Source organism: Rhodococcus koreensis (assembly GCF_900105905.1).
GTDB lineage: Bacteria > Actinomycetota > Actinomycetes > Mycobacteriales > Mycobacteriaceae > Rhodococcus_F > Rhodococcus_F koreensis.
In genome coordinates, this window is sequence record NZ_FNSV01000006.1 from 50,465 (window position 1) to 73,380 (window position 22,916).

A 22,916-nucleotide genomic window follows, 5' to 3' on the forward strand; every position below is an offset into this window, starting at 1 on the left:
TGCGGCAGTTGCGGGCAGTCCACTCATCACATCACCCTCCGTGCCTTCATCTCGCTCATTAATGACGCTTCCTTTACGACGTCTCCTGTGGTCGGGGCGTGGATCATGCGCCCACCTCCGAGCGCGATGCCGACGTGACCCGGTCCGGAAGCGGCCCAGGATCCGAAGACGAGGTCGCCCGGTTGGGCCTGATCGATCGGGATCTCGACGCCCACAGTCCACTGCTGCTCCGAGGTCCGTGGCAGTGTGACCTTGCCACCGCTGCCGGTGAAGATGGCGTAGCTGGTCAGTCCGGAGCAGTCGAAGCCCCCGCCGGACGGTCCGCCGGTGCCACCTCCACCCCAGACATAGGGGGTGCCGAGATACTGCCGCGCGGCCGCAACGACCTGGCCGCCGTCCTTCGACCCGTTCGGGACCAGGCGGCCGGTGGAACTCAGGGACGTGTACTTGGCCTGGCCGAGGATGATATTCGCGACGTAGTTCTGGGTCTCGGGATAGGGGGGAATGCCGCGGTGCGACTGCACCGCACCGAAACCGGCGTTGTACGCGGCCAGTGACAGCTCGACCGGGTCTCCCGTGACGGTGCCGGCCGTGAGTGCGGCGTTGACCTGGTTGTTGAGGGCGCACATGAAATGCCCCTGAGCCATGACGGCGTCGCCGATCGAATTGGGGTCGACCTTGCCGTCGCCGTCGTAGTCCTTGCCCCAGGTCGCCCAGGTTCCGGGCATGAACTGTGCAGGTCCGAGAGCACCGGAGGGGGAGGTGGGGGCGTTGGCGCCGTGCCTGAACTGATTCTCGGCGTGGAGCTGCGAGGACAGGACCGGGGGCCGAATGCCGGGGCAGATGCTGCCGGCCTTGCGGATCCACGGATCGAATTCGGCCGGCACCGAGCCGGCGGCCAGCTCACCGCCGCCGACGGTCCCGAAGCCCGCGCAGTTGATCGGCGACGACAAGGAGGCCAGCCGCACGTCCGCGCCGTCCGGCGCGCCAGGAGGTGAGGCCGTGCTGCCCAGTTTGATCATCGGGTCCACGGCGGTGCCGCCTTGGAAACGGCCGCCTTCCCAGTACTCGAAATGCAGGTGGGCGCCGGTGCTTTGGCCGTCGTCGCCGATGGTGGCGATGTGGTCACCGGCCCTGACCTGTTGGCCTTCGCGGGCGATTAGCCCGTCGGTGAACATGTGTCCGTAGACGGTGGAGACCGGTGTGTCGCCGACGAGGGAGTCGATGACGATCCAGTGTCCGAATCCGGTGGCGGTGCCGGAACGGACGACGAGGCCGTCGAGGGCTGCATAGATCGGGGTGCCGATGGGACCGGCGAAGTCGACGCCCTGGTGTTCGGTACCCCACCGTGGCCCGAAGCCGGAGGTGAACGTGGTGGTCCCGGCCCTCGTCGGTGCAGTGATCGGTCCGGAGGCGCGCAGCTGACCACCGGCGGGCGTGCCCGGATCGCTATCGGTGGAGGTTGCCTCGCATCCATCGTGGGGGATGACCGGCTGGGGGGCGCAGGCCGTCGTGCTGACGACTGTGGTGGCTGCGGCCGCGAGTAGCAGCGCTGTCCCGCGCTGGCGAAGTGTCACAGGGCTCCCGGGATCGGGGTGTCGAGTTCGGGGATCGGGATAGGCCCGGGCTCTGGAACGGGCACCGGCACGGGTGTCGGTTCGGGCTCGGACATCGCTGGCGGTGCGGTGACAGATTCGGGGGCCGAGGTCGTCGTCGACGGTTTCGGCTGGCTGGTGATCGGCTGCGTTGCAGTCTGGGGCGTGGTCGAGTGCGAGGAGGTTGAGGGGACACTCACTAGGGTCGGCGCGGCGCCGAGTTTGCTGACCTCGTCGCGGTCGAGAGTGGGAAACGGGTTCTGGACCTGCCATTTCGCCCCGCTCGGGGACTCGGCCACCTGCACGGACACGCGCAGGTCGCCGGCCTGAGTGGGGATGGTGACCTCTGCCCGCCGCGCGCCACCGGCGCCAGTGACGATCTCACTAGTCGTGGGCCCGGTGATCGCGACGGGCACCTGTGGACGTGCGGCGACGATCGTGTCACCGGGGGTGTCGATGGTGTAGCGGCCGAGTTTGGTTCGCCACTCGGTATTCGACTGTGTGATGTCCACGTAGCTGTGCGCATAAGCCATCGCTGTGGCGGGCGCGCTCTTCCCGGCCGCGGCCGTCGTTAGGCCTGCGATGGCCGACTCGGTCACCTCGACGAGGTCGTAGGTGATCTCGTCTGACGGCGCCGCGGTGGTGGTGGTCGTTGAGCCGGTCGTTGCCGCTGTGGTTGACGTATTTGTGGGCGTGAGGGGTTCCCCGAATACGGTGCCGGCGAGGAACAGGACTGCGAGGACGGCGGCCACGCTGATCGTGAGGTTGGTGCGCGAGTACAGCACCCACCGACGGATCGGGGCGAGGACCGGGTTCCCGGCGGGGCGGGCCATCAGCTGTACCTCTCGCTCGGGTGCTTGCGCACTTCGGGAGCCAGGGACGGCTCATACAGGCGGGCGTTCGACCGAGGCGGAGTCGAATTGCCGGAGGCTGCCGACATGGCGGGCACCCTCTCGGGTGAGACGTCCTTGTGGGCCGGGGTGAAGACTTTCGTCGGGGCGATGGCAGAACCCGCTCCGCCGTCCCAGGTCTCACTGACTCGCGGCGCGCTACCGTGGCTCGCTCCGCCCCCTGAACGGTTGGCGCCACCGTCACCGCCACCGTCGCCGAGTGCACTCAGGACTGCGCTGCGGCCGCGGCGGCCGCGGGTGTGGCTGTGGCTGTTGTTCTGCTCGTGGTCGTCGCCCTTGCTGCCCGCCCCGGTGCGGCTCTGGGAATCCTTGCGTGCGTCCGTCAGCCGCTGCAGGAGATCCATCTTCTTGCGGGCTGCGATCCGAGTTTGGTCGGCCTCGTGCCGACGCCGTTGGTTGAGTTCGCGCCCCTCCGGACGGGACGGGGCAGCTGAGTTACTGCCCGAGTTGTCCTCGTCGGTGCCGCCGCCCGGGGTCCTTCTGCGTAATGCCGCGACGCCTTCCTCGACCATCGCCCCGGCCGGACCGCCGACGACCGCGCTGGCGCCTTTGAAGAACTTTTGCTTCATCGAGGTCTGCGCGTGACGGGCTTTGCGGTTGAGGGCGCCGGCGCGGTTCTGGGTGAAGGTCTGTGAGACCCGTTTGAACGGGCGCATGATGAACCAGCACACCAAGGTCAGGATGACCATGAACCACAGTCGCCACGATCCGTCGATCTGCCCGTTATCGGTGACATACAACTTCACCAGGGCCAGCAAATAGAGCGAGACGATGATCGCGCCGGCCACCCCCCAGATGTAGGCGCTGGCCAGCATGCGGCACACCCGCATCAACGTTCCCGCGTGCGCGGCGGCGAGCGGTACCCAGATCGGTGCGAACAAGATGGCCAGGCGAATCGCGAGCAGCGCAATCAGCTTCAGTACCGATGCACCGATCCACAGGATGGACGGCATACCGACTTTGACCATCGCCATGAAGCCGATTGCGAGGCGGCCGGAGTCCTTGCCCTGGAACGTGTAGTAGGACAGTCCGTAGTCGTCACTGAGTGGCTGGACGATGTCCTCGCGAAAAGCCTTCTCCTTCTTGGCCTTCAGGTCGTTCTCGACACTGGAGTCCGGTGCGTTCTGGATCTGCTGTTGTTCCTCGTAAGAGAACGCGAGCGTGTCGCGCAGCTTGGGACCGAGCTGGTTCTCCTCATCGTCATAGTTCGGGCCGAACCAGCCCTTGCGCCAGTCGTCGAGGAAGATGTCGTCGAGCAGCACGTCCCGGGGTCCTTTGCCGCCGCTGCCGGAGACCGAGAGCATCTCGTTCTGTGTATCGGTGATCACGGCCCCGAAGGTGTCGTCGGCGAGTCGGATGGCCTGCTGGGGTGCGCCGACGAGCAGCGCGCCGAGGGTGAGAGCTGCCCCGCCGACGGCGAGGGATTTCGTGACGCCGGCCGCGTTCGATGTGAGTGCGTGCCAGAGCACGATCACGGCGGCCGCGATCAATCCGATACCGAGCCAGTCACCGTAGATGCCGAGCATGCCGTTCGAGATCGAGGAGACGACCTGGTCGAACTGCTCCATTGCGGGTGCGATCCCGGCGTCTTCGGCGGCCTGACCGGTCTTGGTTTGATCGTCGAGCCAGAATGCGGCCGCGGCCAGGGATTTCCCGACCCCGAGGAAGATGTTGCCCCAATTGGTGTCGGTCACCGCTCCCGGGGCGCGCACCAGGTCCGCGCCGCAGCCGAGGTCGTAGGTGTACCACTGCAGGCCGGCCCAGCCGTAGTCCGTGTATCCGGTGCCCCCGTTGTCGGGGCGGTCCGTGCTGGTCGCGTCGAAAACAGCGGGGAACGCCCCTTTCGGGTACTCCGGGGCGGGCACCTCGTCGCATGCGAAACCGCTGGCCGCCGCGATGGGGGAGTTCGGGCCGATCAGCAACGGGGCCAGCACCAGCACCAAGACGGCCAGAAGCCGCCCCAGTCGCCCCGCCAGCCGCCGATTCGAGGTCATCTGAGGGATGGGGGAGCGCCGCGCGTTCATGCGGTACCTCCGAGGGCGTTCTTCGCGGTGCTCGAGTTCAACGCGGCGAAGACGTGGGACAGGTGCACGAAGTGGACCCAGCTCGACCGGACCAGTTCGACGTCGTCGGCCATCCGGACCATCCACCGGCGGGCCTGGTCCTGGTAGGAGGTGTCGGTGTCCTCGTCGAGGGTGTCCTCGCCGCCGCTGCCGAGTTCGGCGAGGAAAGCCTCGAAACCCTGCCCGGTAGGGAGTTTGAGGAGTTTGAGTGCCCCGTTGATGGCGTGCGGGTCGCCGCCGACGTCGCCGACGAACACCTCGTAGGTCAGGGCCGTTTTGTCGTCGGTGCCGTCGAGTCCGAGGAAGTCGTCGGGCAGCTGCGAGCAGACCAGGGCGCGGACCTTGAATTTGCGGGAGTCGCGGGCGATCCGCAGGTTCAGGGTGCGGCCGGCGCCGGTGGATTCGAGGTACTTGTTCTCGTCGAGGAACAAGACTTTGCGTACCTGTCTGGGCTTTTCGTAGACGAGCCGGTTCGCCAGCCACGCGGCCATGTGCATCAGTGGGGCGGTCATCCGCTGCTGCGGCGTCCACTGCGAGGAGGGAACACCCTCCGGGGGCAGCTGCAGACCGGGCATCGTGAGGATGGTCAGCCGGATATCGGCATCGAAGTCGTCGATACCGCTGCCGACCGTGCCGGCCTCGGGAAAGAGCACCCGGGCCTCGGCGAGCCGGGACATCAACTCCAGCTGCTGGTACACGCCATTGGCGCAGGTGCGCACGGCCTGATCGGGATCGCTCTCACCGATCGCCTTGATGGCGTCGAGGACCTCACCCAGATTGTGGTCGCGATCCCCGCCGACCCGGTTGGCGGCCAGGTGCAGCACCGATTCGGTGTGCTCGAGGTGCAGGTGCCGTTCGGTGAGCATCATCTTCAGCACCGACACCGCGACCTCGACCCGCTCGGCGGCCGCCGCGCGTGTGTCCGCGTCGTACTTCGCTTGTCCCGCGGCGAACGGGTCGGCCGCCCGCGCGAAGTCCGGGTGGCCGGTGTCGTACTCGGGGTCCTCGCGCCGCGGGTCGATGATCACCCGGTAGGGGTTGAGCGCCCCGGGACGCGAGTCGCGGCCGGTGAGCGCGTAGACCCGGGCGATGTCCCGGAACTCGGACAGATTCGCCAGTTCCTTCAGCGGTCCAGAGGGGTCGAGGACGACTCCGTAGGCGCCGGCGCGCACCGCCTGGTAGACGATCATCCCGGCCAGGAACGTCTTGCCCGAGCCCGGGACCGCGACGATGGGGGTCAGCCCCGATTTGTGTTTGATCTCGTGCGCTGCGAACAGGTCCCAGATCACCGGGCGCGGGGCGATCGACGAGGTCTCCCCGAGCACCACTCCGCGGCGGTCACCAATCCGGTCACCGGCGGTGGCCATGCCCGCGGCGACGGCTTCGACATCCATGTGCCGTGTGTGGGCGATGTTCGCGAGCGGCTCTCCGGGGATGAATTCGCGCAGCAGCTGGAACTGTCCGTGCTCCTGCTCGAGGGCGATGTGCGGCTTGTACATCTCCCGCAGGCCCGCCACCTTCTTGCGGGCTTCGTCCGGGGTGGCTCCGACGATGGCGACCCGGTACCAACCGGAGGTGCGGGTGGAGAGCCCGGAGTGGTCTTCCTCTACGTCGGAGATGACGTCCTGGACGCGGGCGTGCTGCTCGGCGAGCTCCTGAGGCGGTGACTGATCGTGTTCGACGGTGTAGTGGTCGAACTGGTTCTCGATCTTGCCCGTCAGGGAGCGCATGGTGCGGATGGTTTTCGCCTTGTCGTGCAGCTCGATCCGATCGGACCATTCCAGCGGTTCGCCGGAGGGGTCGCCGATGACCTGCCAGGGCAGCATCCGCTCCGGGATCGGCAGCGGTGCCATGCGTCCGACGGTCAGGACGATGACCGCCCCGGTGTAGCGGCGGCCCTCGACGACGCCGGAGACGGTGGTGTAACCATCGCCGGGGGTCAGGGACAGGTCGGTGAGGTCCTCGAGGGCGGCGACATCACCCTCTTCCCAGTCGCCGCCGCCGGCCGCCGCGCCGCCTGCCGCCAAGGGCAGACCGATCGTCGCCGACCGGCGTAGCAGGTAGTCGACCGCAGCGGGTGACGCTGGTGCGGCGTTGACGCCGCGGCCGGACATGATCCGTTCCAGTTCGGCGAGATGATCGGCAAGAGCTGTCTCCTCACGGGCGAAGGCGTCGTCGGCCCACCCGATGATCAGAGACGAGAGCGCACCCAGCAGAGGCCAGCTCGCGACGTAACCAAGGATGTGGGCGAGGTAGTCGAGCCCGATCCCGAGCACGGACCGCTCCGGCAGTTCGATGCCCCAGTAGCGGCCCTTGATCGTCGCGTTGGACCACAGCATCGCGTGCTGCTGGCCGCGCAGGTACTCCGCCCAGGACAGGGCACCGGGGACGTTGTCGATCGGAGTGGCCCACTGGTCGTGGTCCCTGGCCCACTGCTCGACCGGGAACGGCGTGCGCACCAACCGCCGGTGCAGCCGCTGAACACCGGCCTGTTGCAGGTTGGTCAACACCATCGCCTCGTCCCGGATGAAGCGCCGCTGCTTGCCGACGGTGCGGAAGTTCCACGGCCCCTGCTTCTGCACGAACCACGCCGTCGACGTGCGTGAAGTGCGGGTGATGTGGCCGGAGGTCCCGGTCAGCTGCAGCCGCACCGACTTCCGGGCACGATCGGCGCACTTCTTCGCCGCGACCTTGCCCCGATCGGTGGGCGTCTTCCCACGACGCTTGGAGCCCTTGCGGGGACGCTCCCGCGTCCGGGTGTCCTCGGCCAGAGTGGCCGGGCTGCTTTCCCGGTCGTCAACCTCCTCGGACACCTCGACCACCGGGTGCGGAGGGAACTCCACTTCCGACCACGCCCGCGGACCCGGTTGCGGGGACGGGCTCTGCCGCCCCGCCGCCCACGACGGCGGCAACGCTCCCGGCGGGATCACCGGCACCGGATCTTCGAGCTGAGGGTCGAACAATGATGCGATGTCGTTGTCGTACGTGGTCATCGGTGTGAGTCCTCGCCGTCGATGCGTGCCGTGTCAGGTCGGGAGCAAGCGGTCAGCCGGTTGGGGAGGGTGACACTGACCGTCTCCCCGGTCTTCGGGGGCCGTGGAGCGTTGAGATCGTTGAACGCCGCCTTGAGCACCGACCGCAGTGGGCGGTCCGGGGTGACGTACTTGGCGATGTGATGGGTGATGAACACGGTGACCAGGAGCATCATCATCAGCGGCCTGAACCCGAGCGGAACGTGGACGATCGCGCGGGCGATCAGGAACACCGCCACGAAGACCAAGATGCCGACCGCCAGTGCGGTGTATCGGATCCGGACCGGGAAGGTGTATCCGGTCGGTCCGAGGTAGTGGCGGTCCACTCGATACAGCAGGTCGTCATTGTTGATCACCGATCGCTCCTTTCGCCGCGCGGCACATCACGTGATCAGGCTCTGATTCCGACGAGGCCGAGGAGGAAATTGCCGATTCCGGTGGCCGCGGTTTGTGAGGAGGCGATCCCCACATAGGCCAGCCCCACCAAGCCCAGACCGCCGACTGTGAAGACCTTCGACAGGTTCCCGCGCAGACCGCCGGTCAGGACGACGCAGGCGAGCAGGATCAGGATCGTGAAAACAACGTTGTTCTTGATCCATGCCTGGAGGTTGTCGGTCTTCACCTCGGCTTCCTGGGCGAGGGTTGTGACGTCGGGCCCGTGCAGGGGGTTGGCCGTCGCGTTCGACAAGTCGACGACGGTGGAAGCGATAGTGAACATGATGCCTCTCCAACAGGTTGCGAACCGATGCCACGAATGTGGTTGCGCGAGACCGTAGGAGAAGTGACCGAAAGTTCTCAACCAGCCTTGTGGATAACTTTGTCCCGGGCATCGACACAAGGGCCCGAGCCAGGTGGAGTGCCCGCCGGAGACCGGTCCGCAACGGACCCCGCTCGGGCCGTCGGCAAGGCCGGTCGGGCAACAGCCTCCGCTGAGTGGGCGTAGGCACCCGCACCGGGCGGAAGATCGTCACGGCTCGGCCTCGTCCTTGGGGCCCGTGTGATGGCCCGCGGCCTGCACGGTGAAACCCGGTGACGGCGATGCTCGAGAGGGTGCCTTCGCAGGGGTCTTCCGTGGTGCATCGGCACACGCTGCGCAGGGGTCTTGTTCGCTGTCCGTTTCGGACTCCGGAAAAGGGCCTGCGCCACAAGCGCTGACGAGGTGAGGGAGACCGTGCCGGCAGCGCGGCGTGAGCTATGCCCGGACGGGGTTCCGAGGCAGGGGGTCAGCGAGCGATGAGAAGGCCTGGCTCAGAGGAGTGCAATCAGGCGGCGCCACAGGGGGTGCTTCGGACCGCTCCGAAAGAGGGGCGAAAACGCCCTCCCCTTCGGGGTCACTCCCCCCGGCCCTTCGGGCCTAGGGGGGAGTGTACCTATGGAAATCCCGCCGCGCCAACCCATTTCGGAGAGTGCAGCTCAGAAGCTGTGCGAGACGGCCGGAAGGGGCACAGGAAGCGGGGTCGATCAGCGGCTCGAGGACGACGCCCAGCGGCCAGCACGGTAGCCCCAGCGGACGCCGTTTCGGGCCACTGCGCACCACCCGTGAGAGTATTTCCGCACTCTCGTTCGGACGCTTCGCTGACGGTCCGCGCGAGCCGTGGCGGACCCTCCGACACGGCTCTCGAAATGGGGGTCGTGGACACCGTCCCAGGAGGCCTCTGGGACCACCTCCGCATGGTTGCTTCGAGGTTCCGGACACGGGCTCCGGCGTGGATGCCTCAGAGCTCCCGACGCATCCAGCGCACGCGCCGCAACGACCCTCCTCAACGGTGCCGCAGCCAGGCCCTCCGAACGGGCACAAAAAAGTTATCCACAGGGCTGGTTGGGCGAAACCGTGCAGTCCTGCCAAGGTGCACATCCACAACGCCCGACCTCACAGGCACCGGGCTCGACACGACGAGAGGAGCGAGGCGATGGCGCAGCGAGATCCGCTGAAGGACTTCCTCGTCGAGCTGTTCGGTCCGGGACCGGGCAGTCGCAACGCTCGCGCCGAGCAGGCGGCCGCGGCGAAGCCCGCCGTCGCCCCCTACCGGACCTTCGCTCCCATTCCGGTAGCCGCTGCCGGCCTCGCCTTCTACGCACCCGAATTGGCGGAGACCCCCGTCGTCGGCTCGGTCAACGGGATGGGCGAGATCCTTGCCGCACTCCACGAGCACACGCTGCCGCTCGCACTACTCGGCGCAGCCTGGTCCGCAGTCGACATCGCCCGGTTCCGTGGCCACCGCCAGCGGATGATGCTTGAGGCTCATACCCGCCAGACCACCCGGCACCTGCCGGTCAAAGTAAGCGTGCCGTTCCCGCCCGGCATCGGCGCGTTGCGGACCGCGAAGATCAAGCTGCCGCGCGGTGCGATCATCCGCCCGAAGGAGATGGACGAATTCACCGCCGCAGTCCGCGGATCGGCTGGGTCGCGCACTGGGAAGTACACCTACACCGTCCGCCACGACGCGCACCGCGACCGGATCCTGATTACCCGCAAGCTGACCGAGGCGGACACCCGTTCGGCGCGTCACAAGGCGCTCGAACTGGCACTCAAAGACGGCCCGCTCAAGGACCCGGTCGTCACCGTCGACACCCGCGACGAGAACGGTGTCGAGACCGGCTACATGATCACCTTCACCCCCTCGCTCAACAGTGGGGCACGCGGCTTCCAGGCCAAGGTCGAGGAAGCGCTCGCCTCCCTTGCCGGTGACCACGAGTCGGGCCGTACCTGGGCTACTCACTGGACCCCGTCCGAAGGGTTCTTGGTGATGCGCCTGCGGGCGCCGCTGCCCACTCGTGTCGATCACCCGCTCGAGCTGGTCGACGAGAACCTGCGGCACCTGCCGTACGCGACCGGGGCCGCGGACCTGAATCTGTTCTGGGATATCTCGACGAAGTCGAACAAGCCCCATTGCCTCATCGTGGGCCCCACCGGTGGCGGCAAGACCTCGGTGATCCGCACCCTGCTCACCGAGGCCGCCCGGCGCGGAATTCCGTTCCTCGGTGTCGATCCGAAGATGATCGAACTCGACGGGCTCGAGGGCTACCCCGGATGCGCGGCCATCGTCTACGACTATGTCCGTGCAGCGATGCTCGTGCGTGCCCTGCACGCGGAGATGATGGCCCGCAACCACTACGTGCACGTAAGGAAGATCGAACCGTCCCAGCTGCCGCTGATGATCGCGGTGCTCGACGAGTTCTTCATCCTCTCCGGCAAGTGGCAGCGCCTGGCCAAGACCGCCGACGAGGAGACCCGCGCGCTGCTCGCCCAGCTGGACCCGCTCGGCGCCTGGGCCGACCTCGCCGTGCTCGCCCGATCGGCCGGCATCCGGCTGCTGCTCGGGGTGCAGCGCCCGGACGCCTCCCTCTTCGGCGGCGCGTCCGGCAACGCCCGCGACAACTTCGGGACCCGTATGAGCCTGGGCACACTCTCCCAGGACGGTGCACTGATGATGTGGGGCGACTCCACGGTCGGCCGCGAGGTCGACACCTCCGTTCCCGGCCGCGGCGTGGTCACTTCCCTCGACGGTTCCCCGGTTCCGGCGCAGATGTGGTGGACCCCGAATGTCGACCCGCACCCGAACAAATGGAACCAACTCTCGGACGAGGAAAGGGCCATAGTGCGAGGGCTGGCCCCGGACCAGGCGCCGACGCTGCAGTTCTACTCAAAGGAACTGCGTGAATTCGTCGAATCCGAGCGCGCTCTGGCCGCCCGGGCCCGCGAGTACGGCGACGCCCCCGAACCCGTTGCGCTCGGCGACAGCCCGATCTCTTCGCACCCGGACACCGACGACGATGTAGCCGACGCGATTCCGGCCTCCGCCGTCACCGAGGGGATGGTCATCCTCCTCGACGACGACCAGGGCAACGAGGTGCCCGTGACCGTCGACGCGATCACCGTCATGCGCGACAAGGACACCGGCGACGTCGTCGAAACGACTTTGTCCATCAACACCGGTGGCCGACTCAAAACCAACGTCACCTACGGACCCATCGATGTGGTGTTCCTTCCCGAACCCGACCGGATCCTCACGACCGTCTGACACGCCCACCGGGCCCCACCGAAAGGAATCGCAATGACCGACAAGACCGACGCCCAGGACATCTGCACAGTCCTCGACCCCACACGCTACGACGAAGCATCCGACACCCGCTCGCATGCTCCTGACGCTGCCTTCGCCGCAGGAGCACCAGGGATCTCGGGCATGGCCGCCGCAGCGACCCTCGCCGGGGGCGCGATCGGCGGCCTTCTCAGGCCGATCACCACCCCCCACCTCTGAACCTCACCCGCCGATCCCATCGCACCAACCACGCCAGGAGGACCCAGTCATGAGCCGCCGCATCTCCCAGTCCATCACCCCCACCACCGAGGACGTCACGATCCTGCGGGAGCCGTTCGCGACGAAGGGCGGAAACGACCCCGTCATCACCGAACTGCGCAGGGTTCTCAAGGACGCGGTGCCGACCTGGCTGCCCAAGCTCTCCGACGATCAGGAACTCACCCGCTCCCGGCTCGACGAGTTCAAGGCCGCGGTCACGTTGCGCCGCCAAATCATCGAGGTGCTCCCGGACGCCCAGGCACGCACGGACGCGCTCGCCGCTCTCGACAACGCCGACAAGACCGTGGCCGAGATGGACTCCGAGCTGTCCGTCGGCGCATTCGGCGGGTGACTTCGATGAACGCATTCACTGTCGAGATCCTCTCGGATACCACCGCGCGTATCGCAGGGACCGACGAGGAGATCGTCGCCACCGACGGGAAGCCGATCCACACCCGCATCTACGAATACAGCCAGGCGCGTGCGGTGAAAGCGGGCGGGCCGGTGGAGGTTGCGGTGCAGCGTTCGGGACATTCCACCCAGATCACGGTCGCACCCGACGGCACCGCGTCGCGGTCCGCCCCGACCGGACCCATCGAACCGGTGGTGCCCACGGTCTCGGCGACGCCGGAACCGTATGAGGACGCCGTTCCCGAGCCGGTCAGTGTCACGGTCGAATCGATCGGCCACTCGGCTCGCCGGGCCCCCGACGAGGGACGCCCGCGCGGCCCCGCAACCGGCACGCCCCGCCGGGCGGTGTCGGCGCTGGTGGCGCCCGAGGTCACCCCGGGCGCCGGGGAACCTGCGCGTCTGGGGATGCGCGGCCGGCTCAACGCGGTCCTCGGTCTCAGCCTTGCTCCGAAGAGGAACTCGGCCGAGATGCGGCTGCGCGCATCCGAAGCGACGATCATCAGCCAGATTCCCGACTTCTCGGTCGTGACCGTGGCCAACTGCAAGGGTGGGGTCGGCAAGACCCCGTTTGCGGTGGCCCTTGCCCAGACGCTGGCGACCGTGCGCGGCGGCAGCACGGTCGCGTGCGCGGATCTCGCCGAGATCGGCGGCAGCCTCGCCGATCGGGTCGGTGTTCCTCCGGCCGAGGGGCGCGATGTGGTCGGACTGCTGGCCTCCCACACCGATGCCGCGGCCGCGATCCGGCCGTCGGCACTGTCGCGGTATATGACCCGCCAGCCGTCCGGTGAAGACATCGTCGCCGGCCGCCGAGGCGCGGAGTCGGGACTGAGCTACGACGACGCCGCGAAACTGGCCGACATCCTCGCCCAGCACCGCGACATCCTCGTCGCCGACACCGGCAACAATCCCCTCGCCGGCAGCTGGCAGTGGGCGATCTCGGCCGCCAACGTGCTCGTCGTCCCCGTCCCGCTGCGCTTCGACGCCGCCTCGTCCGGCGAACGGTTGCTGCAGCACCTGGCCGCCAATGACAGCGACATTCTGCGCCGCACCGTCGTCGTCATCACCGACGGTCCGGGCGACGCGCCGATCGTCGAACACGACGCCGTCGAGGCGTTCTGCGAATACGCAGTGCCGGTGTTGCGGATGCCCTTCGAGCCGTTGTTCGCCTCTGGTGAACGGATCGTCCCCGCCAGACTCCGCCCCGCCACCACGACGTCGCTGACCGTGATCGCCGCGACCGTCGTCGAACTGATGACCGCCGCGCGCTGATCCGGCCACCCTCGCACCCGCCCGCCCAGGTCCCTCCGCCCCCGAATCTTCCGTCACCCACGAAAGGCAGCAACCGAGATGAGCACTCCCGATAACCGCGCCGCACGCCGACAGATCGGCCGGCACCGTAAGCACCCCGTCCCGATCGGAGCCACCGCGGCGGTCGTGGCCGCCTGCATCGCCGCGGGTCTGTCCCTCGCCCCCTCGGCGAACGCCGCACCCGGTCAGGCCGGAATCACCGACAACGGCGGCCAGGCCGGCGTGACCAACGAGGGCGGCCAGGCCGGCGTCAACACCCCCACCCCCGAGCCCGCCGCCCCCGCACAGGAAGCCGACAACGGCGTTGGCACGACCGAGGATTGGGACACCTACATCCCGATCCCGGTGGAGTACCAGAACGCTCCGACCCGTTCGGTGCCCACCTACAACGAGCCCACCTACTACTACGCCCCGGCGCCGTCGGCAGAGTCCGACGAGCAGGTGGTCCCGGAGGCGTACCGGGCACCGGAACCTGCCCCCGAGCCGGGCAAGCCCGTCGCCCCGATCCAGGCGGCTCCCGACACCTACCGCTTCGGCGCACTCAGCGGCCCGCGGCCCGACTGGCTCCCCCGGGAGGAGGCGGACAAGCTCAACAACACCTCGTCCATTCTCGAAGCACAGGGTGCGACATTCTTCAACTCGCTCGGCATCGAGACGACCCGCTCGGACCGGATCGCCGCAGGCACCACCGCCGGTGTCGTCCTCGGTGCGGCAACCGGTGCGGTCGTCGCCGGTGTGCCCGCCGCAACTCTCGGTGCCGCCGGTGGCGCGGTCATCGGCACGGTCGCGGGAGCATCGATCATGGGACCGGTCGGCGCGGTTACGGTGCCCATCGTCGGCGCGGTTCCCGGCGCGGTCGCCGGCGGCGCCGCCGGCGCGGGTATCGGTGCTGCAAGTGGCGCCGCCGTCGTCGGGCTCCCGGCTGCTGTTGCCGGTGCCGCAGTCGGTGGCGCTATCGGTGGTGCCATCGGCGCCGCATACGGCGCAGGCGAGAACATGGGCGAGGCCCCCGCACCGGCCCCCGTGGCCCCGGCAGTCGAGTCCGCCCCGGCGCCCGCTCCCGAGCCCGCGCCGGTGATCGACCTGGAGCCGGCGGCCGCGTTCGTCGAGCAGAACACCCAGGCCGCAGCACAGTTCGCCGCCACCGCCACCGCCAGCTCCACCGGCAGCGCAGTCCTCGAGCAGGCCGCCGATTGGGCAGACCAGGCCGCACCGGCCGCCACCCCGGCCGTCGACCAGGTCCAGGACGCAGGGGCACAGGCCGCCTCCTGGGTGGCCGAACAGCCCGGCGGCAACCAACTCCTCGAGGCCGGTGCCGACCTGCGCACCGCCATCCCGAACGAGGTCAACACGCTCCTGTCGACCATCGAGAACGCCGCAGCTTAACCAGGAAAGGGGTGGTGGCCGTGAACCGGCCGAGCATCACACCGCGCAAGTCGACCCGGCATCCGGCAGTGATCGACACTCTCGGTGCCGCACCCACCACCACGGCGACGCCCGGCCGACGCAGCACCGCGTCGGCCGGCGGCCGCGCCGACCTGACCGCACCAGCGCAGCACCCGACCCCACCGAAACGAGCACGCAAGGTGGCCCTGCGGGGCGGCAAGAAAACCGTCGTCGGCGCGGTGGCCATCGCCGCGGCCGGTGCCGTCGGTTGGAGCGTGCTGCAGCCCGACGAGTCCGCACCAACCACGCCAGCAGCCCCGTCGGCGGCCGCACTCGACGAGCTGGTCACTCCCACCCCCACTCAGGCGCCCGAGGCCACACAGAGCCCCACAGCCGCCAGTAACGTCGGCGACGCGTGTCGCACCGACCGCGGAGACCAGAAGAGCGGGGAAGGGGTGATCGCCGCGTTCGAGCACGCCTACTACGTAACCCGATCCGGGCAGGCCGCCCGCGCCCTCGCCGCCCCGGACTCGCCGCTCCCGGCACCGGAGAAGATCCAGGCCGGCATCGACACCGTCCCGATCGGAACCAACTACTGCCTGCGCACCATCACCATCTCCGGCGGCCACTACTCGGTGGTCCTCTCCGAGATGCGCCCCGGTCAACCAGCGACCCAGTTCACCCAGACCATCACCACCAAACAGATCGACGGCCGCTGGTTCGTCGACGTCATCACCTAAACACCGTCACACGCATCGAAGGCGGCCGGCCACGTGCCGGCCGCCTTCGCGATCCCGGAGAGGACCAACAGATGAGCGTGCACCACATCCGCAGATCCACAGCCGCCACCGCCGTGGCCGTGGGCGCGTTGGCTGCGCTGACCGCGTGCCGTGGCGACGACGGCCGCGCCGCGGCCAGCGTGTCCGCATCTCAAAGCGGCACCGTCGTCACCGATTCCAGCGACGACCTCGGCAGCATCATCATCGGCTGGGGAGAACAGCACTCCGACAACGAGATCACCACACCCAAACCCGAAGACGTCACCGCCCGATGCTTCGGCAACGGAGACGACCTGGCCGTCGAAATCAGCGCCCCCCACGGCTGGAACATCAGGACCTCACACCCGTCGCAGGTGCTGACCGTCGAGAACACCGACCAGGGACTCTCCGGCGACATCGACACCACGAACGTGTACCTCGACGGCCTGAGATCGGTGGACTGGTCGCAGCCCGACCAACTCGACATCGCCGCCACCGCCGCGGCCCCACAGGACTGGAACTCTCCCTACGGCACCGGCCGGGTCTACCTGTCCGTGCACATCGACTGCACCCAGTAGCGACCCCGCCAGAACCCAGAATGACGAGGAAACAAGTGAATTGCCAGCAAGAACGACACGTCCCCACCCTGACTCCGCCGTTGAATCTCCGCGATCACGCGGAAGAGCTGCTGCGCGACATTGCCGGACCGCACGCGACATTGCATCAAGACCAATGGACAGCTATCGAAGCGCTCGTCGTGCACCGCAAACGTGCCCTGGTGGTGCAGCGGACAGGGTGGGGAAAGTCCGCGGTGTATTTCGTGGCCGCGAGGCTACTGCGATCGCGAAAGATGGGCCCAACGGTGATCGTGTCACCGTTGCTGGCTTTGATGCGAAACCAAGTCGGAGCAGCGCAGCGTGGGGGAGTGCTCGCGGCGACGATCAACTCCGACAACTTCAGCGAGTGGGAGAGCATCCGCACCGATATAGCCGCCGATCGGGTCGATGTGCTGTTGATCAGCCCCGAGCGCCTGATCAATCCACGCTTCCATGAGGAGGTGTTGCCAGTCCTCGCCGCGACCGCGGGTCTAGTCGTCATCGATGAGGCGCACTGTGTCTCGGACTGGGGGCACGACTTCCGGCCCTCGTACCGGGCCATCGCCGGCCTCCTCGCTCAGCTGCCGGCCGGCATTCCAGTCCTAGCGACCACCGCCACGGCCAACGACCGGGTGATTGCCGACGTTGCCGTCCAACTCGGCGTTGGAGCCAGCGCCAGCAACGACGGCGCGATCGTCCTGCGGGGCGGTTTGGACCGACCCTCGCTGCACCTGTCCGTAACTCACCTCGACGATCACGTCGACCGCGGAATCTGGCTGGCAGATCGGCTCGGTGACCTGCCAGGCTCGGGCATCATCTACGCCCTGACAATCGCCGCGGCTCGAGAACTGGAGACCGCACTCTCGGAGCGCGGACACAGTGTTTGCGTCTACACAGGGAGAACCGACGCCGACAAGCGCGTCACGCTCGAAGCGGATCTTCTGGCCAACAGAGTGAAAGCACTTGTCGCGACATCCGCATTGGGCATGGGCTTCGACAAGCCCGACCTCGGGTTTGTCATCCATGTGGGCGCACCAGCGTCTCCGATCTCGTACTACCAGCAAATCGGCCGCGCCGGCCGCGCCACGGACCGAGCAGAGGTGATCCTGCTTCCGGGCCGAGAGGACCAGGAAATCTGGGACTACTTCGGGTCCCTCGCATTCCCCCGCGAAGAGCTTGTCCGGCGACTACTCGACACACTCGACAAGAAGAAGCCCCACACGATCAAGGCACTAGCGGAGAAAACCGAACTTCATCGCCGGAGGACGGAGATGGTCCTGCGCGTCCTCGAGGTAGACGGCGTAGTGCGGCGAGTACGCGGCGGGTGGATCGACACTGGAGCACGGTGGACGTACGACCGGGAACGCTACGAGGGACTCGAGGACGCTCGGAACGCCGAGCAACAAGCCATGATCGACTACCAACACACCGATAGCTGCCGCATGGCTTTCCTTCGTCGACAACTCGACGACCCAGACCTCGACGACAACACAGAATGCGGACGGTGCGACACCTGCGCGAGGAGAAGAGCGGGGAATCAGCCAATCCCGCCTGTAGCGGAATTCCAGGACGTCCGATAACTGAGTCTGTTTCGCCAGTTAGAGACGGATCGGAACAGACACCCCGCGAGAACCTATAGCCCATATGGGCAGCTATGCACCATATGGGCATTTAGGCGCGCCAATGCGACGCCCGAGCTCTCATTCCAGCCGATCCGCCCCGGTCACCGATCGACGCTCTCCCGGCGGTCAGGCTTCGAGCAGCGCCGCCGACGGCGCTGCGGGTTCAGCACTCGCAGGCCCGGAACGCGGGTGAATACCAGTCGGGCCAGGGGTGAGTCCCACACCCGGTGCCGGTAGGCGCCGAACAGCTGCGCGCCGAGCCACAGCACACCACCTGGGTGCTGCGGCGGTCGGTGGTGGAGGGCGCCCGCGCCGTCGCGGCGCATTGCCACCGGCAGCCGTCCGGCTCAGGTGGCGGGTTCGGCTCGTGGCGCGGTGAGGATGGCAACGCACTTTTCGTCGCGGGGATCGAACAGCAGATCCCAGCGGGTGAGTTCGCGGTGTCGGTTCGTCGTTTCCGGGATCGTGTACTGGTGACGTTCTGCGGGGGTGGGTGCGCGCCACCCGTCCCGGTTGTACCGGGTGGCGATGCGTTCATCGGTCGTGAAGGTGATGACGACCTGGCCTGCCTCGGCGGCGATGGTGAGGAGTTCGAGCCGCAGCTGGCCCGCGAGCGGCGGCTGCTGGGGTGTGATGGTGGGCCATCGGAAGTGGTTGTGGAAGGTGACCGCGCCGCCCCGGCGGACGTAGACGGTGAGCGCCGCTCCGACCGTGCTGGTGCCGTTCGTCAGCCACATCACCCGAGACCGGTGCCGCCATCGGGTGAGGGGGTAGGCGCGGGCCCGGGTCGCCAGTTGCAGCGCGTAGAGGACGTACACGAGCATCCCGGCCGGTATGACTGCGATTGCCCCGAGCCGGACCATGGGTGCGGGGATGTCAGCGAGCGCGACGGTGGCCGGTGCCGCCGCGATGCCGGCGGCGAGGAGCATGGTCAGTGCCAGGGCAGCCCACCAGCGCCCCTGGTGCGGGCGCCGGAAGTGGCCGAGCTGCAGACGCGCCGCGGCACGAACCCGGGGTCCGGGCGGGGGGTGAGCGGCCTTCCAGCGGTCGATGCCGTCGAAGAAACGTGTGGTGGCGTTCTCGCCGTCGGGCCATCGGTTGTGCGCATCGGTCACCGCGCCTTCCTATCACTGAACTGGGCGGATGACACGTCCCGATGAGGTTCGAAGGACCCACGCCCGCAACGCGATACTGTCCACAACGTCCAGTCAGCTCAGTCGCGCTCGGGGAGATCTTGGCCGCCGGCGTGCTCATGATGGTCGTCGCACTGCCCGCCATCGCACGCTGAGATCGGCACTCGATCGGCCGCAGCATGCTTCATGCACCGGTGTTCCGAATTCGGTTGAACCCTCTTGGGGGATCATCGTTTCACTCTTGAGTGAAACTCTGTTCTTGAACAGGCGTCGAGCTAGCTACCTCAGCCTGCCGATGCGGTAGCTAGCTCGACGCCCCCTCTCGTCGTTCGGGCCTCGAACGAGAACGCCCCTTAGCGCTTGTAGTCGAGGGTGATGTCGAGGATGCGTACGACGTCGGTGGGCCCGACGTCGTACGGGTGGTACTTCCACCAGACCATGACATCGCGCTCCACTCCGACGGGGGTGCCGATCATTACCCCGAACATGCCGGGCACAGCCTCACCGAAGTTCCTCATCCGGGTCAGCCAGTCCTGCTCGGGATCGTCCTTCAGACCCTGAATCACCCTGGAGACCTCGTTGAACACGTACGCGTCGATCCCGTTCGACGCATTCTTGAGCCGGACGTATACCTCATTCGCGTCCAGACTCAACCTCACAGTTGCCACTCGGGCCTCCTACTCGATCGGATGTTACTTTCGAGTACGGAGCTTACCATGGTGCCACGACACCCACATACCCCAGTGGGCGGATGCCACAATTTGGCGAAATGGCGGTTTGGGTACATACTTGACAGGAAATTCCGGCAACATGATCCAAACGGAACGAAGCGAATGAAATAGATCCACCACCCAGCGAAACCAACAGACACCCCTACCAAGATTTGAACACCCACTCGTTTGCTTTCTGTCGCGCCTCCTGTGCCGAGGAAGCAAACCAGCGAAGGAGAAAGGGCTCATGACCACACAAATCAGTGACGTCCTCATTGAACTTGACGCCCGCGGACGTGCGAACCTTGGACGGTTCAGCAAGAACGCCCGCTTCCTCGCCCACTCCGAAGAGGATGGAACGATCGTCTTGCAACCAGCGCGAATCGTCACAGCGGCCGAGGAACGACTACACCGAAACCCGGAGGTGCTCGAGAGAGTGCAACGGGCTATGGCCGATACATCGGGCGACGTGGAGGTCTAGGACTATCGATTGATCGCCGGCACATATGAAATGCGGCCCCACCCCCATTGCGCGGGTTGGGGCCGCACTCGTCTATTGGGCAGGTTGCTGGTTCGATGCCCGCTTAGGAGATATATGTACGGCCGCAACACGTGTGGGTGTTCGTGGACGGTGAGCCGGTCGAAGCGGTGGAGAGCTGCATCGATGCCGGTGCGGGCTGGGACTGGGAGGACTGGTGCGAGCACCGGGACGACATGCTCGCCGGTGCCTCTCCGTCGGCGCGGGGAGTTGCTGCTGACATTGCTCGACGGTCCGCCCGGCGGGCAGTATGTCGAGGGCCGCGACGATCGGCCCTGGCTGGACCCTGCAGCCTAGGAGACTGCTGAACAATCCGGCAGCCGACCGCCGCTGTGTCACCTCGGTTTCGGGTGATTGACCTGCGATGATGCTGGTGTGCAGGGTGATTCGGATTCGCAGGGTGATCTGTGGGACGTGACGTCGGTGGCGGGGCATCTGCTCCCGCAGGGCAGTGTGTTCTCGTTCCTGGCGGAGCACCGATGCGAGTTGTTCCCGCCGGAGATGTTCACCGACCTGTTTCCCTCGAACCGGGGAAGGCCCTCGATTGCGCCGGAGGTGGTCGCGTCGGTGCTGGTGCTCCAGGCCCTGCACGGGCTGTCGGACCGGGCGGCGGCCGAGGCGGTCACCTTCGATCTGCGGTGGAAGGCGGCGTGCGGGCTCCCGATCGACGGGCAGGCGTTCCACCCCACGGTCCTGACGTACTGGCGTCGACGGTTGGCCGCCTCGCAGCGCCCGAACCGGATCTTCGAGGTGGTCAAGGAGGTGATCGCCGACACCGGCGTGCTGAAGGGACGAACCCGACGGGCCCTGGATTCGACCATCCTCAACGATGCGGTCGCCAGCCAGGACACCGTCACCCAGTTGGTCGCGGCGATCCGCCGGGTCGCCCGGGTCGCGCCGGGCGGCGCGGAGACGGTGGCCCGGCTCGGTGCTGCCTGCGACTACTCCATCCCCGGCAAACCCGACATCGCCTGGGACGACAAGACCGCGCGGGAACAGCTGGTCGATGCCCTGGTGCGGGACGCGCTGGCGATCGTGGCCGCGTTGACCGGACCCGACACCGAGGACCTCGATCCGGACTCCCCGGCGGGACAGGCGTTGGCGCTACTCGCGCTGGTCGCCGGCCAGGACGTCGAATGGATCCCCGACGACGACCACGACCGGGGCGGCGGGAACGACGTGAGCGGGGGGCGGTGGCAGATCGCCCGTAAGGTCGCCGCCGACCGGGTGATCTCCACCGTCGACACCGACACCCGGCACGCCCGCAAGACCCGCTCACACCGCCGGGACGGCTACAAGGGCCATATCAACGCCGAACCCGACACCGGATTGATCACCAACGCGACACTGACCAGGGCCGCCGGTGCCGGTAGCGGCGACGCCGAGGTCGGCGGGCAGTTGATCGCCGGGGACGACACCCTCGACGGCCCCGCCGAGGTGCTCGGTGATTCCGCCTACGGCAGTGGGCGGTTCCTCGACGATCTCGCCGCAGCCGGCCACGATGCGGTGATCAAACCCAAACCCGTCCCCACCCCGGCGGGCCTGGTCGAGGCGTTCACCGCGGACGAGTTCCTCGTCGATCACGACGAGAAGACGGTGACCTGCCCGAACGGGGTGACCGCGTCGTTCGCGAACACGACGCGCACGGCGACTTTCCGGACGGCCTGCACGGCATGTCCGCTGCGGTCCCGGTGCACCACCGCCGCGGTGAACCTGCAACGGCTCACCGGTCTCGGACTCGGTGTCGAGGACGGGGTTTGGGCGCTGGGATAGCCGACCCGGGGCGCCGCCCGGTGCTACCGGGGCGCTCACTCCCTCGTTCAGCGATCCGATCCGAGTCTCTGGCGTCGAAAAACACAGCCCGACCCAGATTTTCGGTGCACACCTCAATCGCGTGCCAAAGCCCGATCACCAGAATGCAGGCTTCGTACTCGCGTAATTCAGCAGTCTCCTAGATCGCCGCTCTCGGCACATGGCCCGCACCCGACTTCCCGGGGTGCGGGCCATGTGCTGCGTGAGGCCGTAATGTCGTTGTGACCTGGTGTGATGACATGTCCCCGGTTTGTGATGTGAGGGTGCCGGCGACAGGCCGGGGGAGTGCCGGCGCCGGATGCCGGCAGGCGCGCGGGCACCCGTTTCATCCGGTTTTGAGCTAGTTTTGAAAGTTGTTTAGTAGCAATATATTTGAGTAATCGGTTGGCAAATAAGTTTTTACATAAGTTATGCACAGATCCCAGATTGTAAGGTTCGTAATATGTTGCGAATCAGCAAGATTAGAGATTTTGAGATTTTCAACTGTTTCGGGTTGCATGAGGGGTGGGTGGTATGCTGTGGGTATGACACCAGGTGGCGCGGGAAGGCGAGTCGCGGGCGGGTCGGGCACACCCCCCAGCCTCGTTGCGGTGTGGGGGACCGAATCGAACATACCGACAAGAAGAGCAGGTGAGAACCTAATTTTGGAAACTCAGAGGAGCGAAGTGACTCGATCGACGGCAACGGAGACTGGACCCACTGCGAGCCGCGCAGCGGCTCCCTGGCGGGGAGCGAAGCGACTC

The 22,916-nt window shown here is 67.2% G+C and carries 17 protein-coding genes and 2 pseudogenes; 10 read left to right on the forward strand and 9 right to left on the reverse strand.

Annotated features, from left to right (window positions below; genetic code table 11):
* Positions 1–26: 26 nt before the first annotated feature.
* From BLV94_RS46310 to BLV94_RS46335, 6 genes are read right to left on the reverse strand one after another with little or no spacing between them, the layout of a single operon-like run.
* Positions 27–1,577: a peptidoglycan DD-metalloendopeptidase family protein gene (locus tag BLV94_RS46310; RefSeq protein ID WP_072950351.1), complete on the reverse strand. Its 1,551-nt coding sequence runs from the start codon at positions 1,575–1,577 to the stop codon at positions 27–29.
* Positions 1,574–2,428 (reverse strand): hypothetical protein, encoded by an 855-nt coding sequence (locus BLV94_RS46315; protein ID WP_072950348.1) that lies wholly within the window; start codon positions 2,426–2,428, stop codon positions 1,574–1,576. The genes BLV94_RS46310 and BLV94_RS46315 overlap by 4 nt, the downstream gene beginning before the upstream one ends.
* Positions 2,428–4,530 (reverse strand): hypothetical protein, encoded by a 2,103-nt coding sequence (locus BLV94_RS46320; protein ID WP_072950345.1) that lies wholly within the window; start codon positions 4,528–4,530, stop codon positions 2,428–2,430. Before BLV94_RS46320 ends, BLV94_RS46315 begins: the two co-directional genes overlap by 1 nt.
* Complete coding sequence (locus tag BLV94_RS46325; RefSeq protein WP_072950342.1) at positions 4,527–7,562, reverse strand: ATP-binding protein; 3,036 nt, start codon at positions 7,560–7,562, stop codon at positions 4,527–4,529. The genes BLV94_RS46320 and BLV94_RS46325 overlap by 4 nt, the downstream gene beginning before the upstream one ends.
* On the reverse strand, positions 7,559–7,957 hold the full coding sequence (locus BLV94_RS46330; protein WP_072950339.1) for a hypothetical protein: 399 nt from the start codon (positions 7,955–7,957) through the stop codon (positions 7,559–7,561). The genes BLV94_RS46325 and BLV94_RS46330 overlap by 4 nt, the downstream gene beginning before the upstream one ends.
* Before the next feature lie 35 nt (positions 7,958–7,992).
* Positions 7,993–8,319: a hypothetical protein gene (locus BLV94_RS46335; protein WP_072950337.1), complete on the reverse strand. Its 327-nt coding sequence runs from the start codon at positions 8,317–8,319 to the stop codon at positions 7,993–7,995.
* 1,192 nt (positions 8,320–9,511) lie between these two features.
* On the opposite strand from BLV94_RS46335, the gene BLV94_RS46340 reads away from it, so the two are divergent.
* The 8 genes and pseudogenes from BLV94_RS46340 to BLV94_RS46375 form a co-directional block, all read left to right on the forward strand.
* Entirely contained in the window at positions 9,512–11,623 is a 2,112-nt protein-coding gene (locus tag BLV94_RS46340; RefSeq protein WP_072950334.1) for an FtsK/SpoIIIE domain-containing protein, read from the forward strand.
* A 33-nt stretch (positions 11,624–11,656) separates the two neighbouring features.
* On the forward strand, positions 11,657–11,860 hold the full coding sequence (locus tag BLV94_RS46345; protein ID WP_072950332.1) for a hypothetical protein: 204 nt from the start codon (positions 11,657–11,659) through the stop codon (positions 11,858–11,860).
* A 49-nt stretch (positions 11,861–11,909) separates the two neighbouring features.
* A complete protein-coding gene (locus BLV94_RS46350; protein ID WP_072950329.1) occupies positions 11,910–12,251 on the forward strand; it encodes a hypothetical protein in 342 nt (113 codons plus the stop codon).
* Positions 12,252–12,256: 5 nt separating this feature from the next.
* Positions 12,257–13,579, forward strand: a complete 1,323-nt coding sequence (locus tag BLV94_RS46355) for a CpaE/TadZ family protein (protein ID WP_072950384.1) — start codon at positions 12,257–12,259, stop codon at positions 13,577–13,579.
* 78 nt (positions 13,580–13,657) lie between these two features.
* The gene (locus tag BLV94_RS46360; RefSeq protein ID WP_072950326.1) at positions 13,658–15,004 is read left to right on the forward strand and encodes a hypothetical protein; all 1,347 of its coding nucleotides are present in this window, start codon (positions 13,658–13,660) and stop codon (positions 15,002–15,004) included.
* Positions 15,005–15,024: 20 nt separating this feature from the next.
* Positions 15,025–15,744 carry a DUF8176 domain-containing protein gene (locus tag BLV94_RS46365; protein ID WP_307718332.1) on the forward strand — a complete coding sequence of 240 codons (720 nt, stop codon included), beginning with the start codon at positions 15,025–15,027 and terminating at the stop codon, positions 15,742–15,744.
* 71 nt (positions 15,745–15,815) lie between these two features.
* Positions 15,816–16,340, forward strand: a complete 525-nt coding sequence (locus tag BLV94_RS46370; protein WP_072950323.1) for a hypothetical protein — start codon at positions 15,816–15,818, stop codon at positions 16,338–16,340.
* Between the two features lie 20 nt (positions 16,341–16,360).
* Positions 16,361–17,875 (forward strand): annotated as a pseudogene (locus BLV94_RS46375) (RecQ family ATP-dependent DNA helicase); the annotation flags it as partial.
* Positions 17,876–18,081: 206 nt separating this feature from the next.
* On the opposite strand, the gene BLV94_RS46380 reads toward BLV94_RS46375, so the two are convergent.
* The 3 genes from BLV94_RS46380 to BLV94_RS46390 all read right to left on the reverse strand — a co-directional run bounded on the left by BLV94_RS46380 (position 18,082) and on the right by BLV94_RS46390 (position 19,781).
* Positions 18,082–18,312: a hypothetical protein gene (locus tag BLV94_RS46380; protein ID WP_143051530.1), complete on the reverse strand. Its 231-nt coding sequence runs from the start codon at positions 18,310–18,312 to the stop codon at positions 18,082–18,084.
* Positions 18,313–18,327: 15 nt separating this feature from the next.
* Positions 18,328–19,095 (reverse strand): hypothetical protein, encoded by a 768-nt coding sequence (locus BLV94_RS46385; protein WP_244163941.1) that lies wholly within the window; start codon positions 19,093–19,095, stop codon positions 18,328–18,330.
* A 371-nt stretch (positions 19,096–19,466) separates the two neighbouring features.
* On the reverse strand, positions 19,467–19,781 hold the full coding sequence (locus BLV94_RS46390) for a hypothetical protein (protein ID WP_143051531.1): 315 nt from the start codon (positions 19,779–19,781) through the stop codon (positions 19,467–19,469).
* A 289-nt stretch (positions 19,782–20,070) separates the two neighbouring features.
* Here BLV94_RS46390 and BLV94_RS46395 point away from each other — a divergent pair, with 289 nt between their 5' ends.
* Together BLV94_RS46395 and BLV94_RS46405 are read left to right on the forward strand one after the other, a co-directional pair.
* The gene (locus BLV94_RS46395) at positions 20,071–20,304 is read left to right on the forward strand and encodes a hypothetical protein (RefSeq protein WP_072950313.1); all 234 of its coding nucleotides are present in this window, start codon (positions 20,071–20,073) and stop codon (positions 20,302–20,304) included.
* A gap of 432 nt (positions 20,305–20,736) precedes the next feature.
* Positions 20,737–22,065: pseudogene (locus BLV94_RS46405) on the forward strand (transposase); the annotation flags it as partial.
* Positions 22,066–22,916 lie beyond the last annotated feature (851 nt).